The following is a 368-nucleotide window of genomic DNA, read 5'->3' as shown; positions in this document are numbered from 1 at the left end:
CCTTGAGCAAGCACTCTTCTGTATCGAGTTTTTCATAGATTTCCATGACAGCCGCCTGATATTCAGCATCGTCAGAAGGGTAAGGCAAGGTCGCTCCTCGCCAGATCATGTAGTGCTGTTTGAGTGCGGTTTCTCCGTAACTCTTGGCATACTTCATGTCGTCAAGTGCTTGTTCACGTGGCGTCATTCACCCAACTCCTTGGCAGTGTTATTTACGCATTGGCCCAAGGTACGAGCAAATACGATTTCAGTGTCGCCATCATAGCTTACCCATCTGAGAGTGTCAACCTTCTCAAAGCGAATACCTGCCTCAGACTCAAGCTTTGCTTTCAACATGCTGACGTATGTGTGCTGCATTAGATTCGCCC

The 368-nt window shown here is 48.1% G+C and carries 2 protein-coding genes; both read right to left on the bottom strand.

Going from position 1 to position 368, the window contains the following annotated elements:
• The coding region (locus GUI70_RS22770) for a hypothetical protein (protein WP_161884531.1) at positions 1-187 on the bottom strand (187 nt) is incomplete at its 3' end.
• Positions 184-368: hypothetical protein (locus GUI70_RS24800; protein WP_237725134.1), on the bottom strand; the 185-nt coding region annotated here is incomplete at its 5' end. The genes GUI70_RS22770 and GUI70_RS24800, both read right to left, overlap by 4 nt.

The organism is Deinococcus alpinitundrae (assembly GCF_009982895.1).
GTDB lineage: Bacteria > Deinococcota > Deinococci > Deinococcales > Deinococcaceae > Deinococcus > Deinococcus alpinitundrae.
The sequence above is the reverse complement of the archived record's forward strand: the minus strand, read 5'-3'. Positions and strand labels throughout refer to the sequence as shown.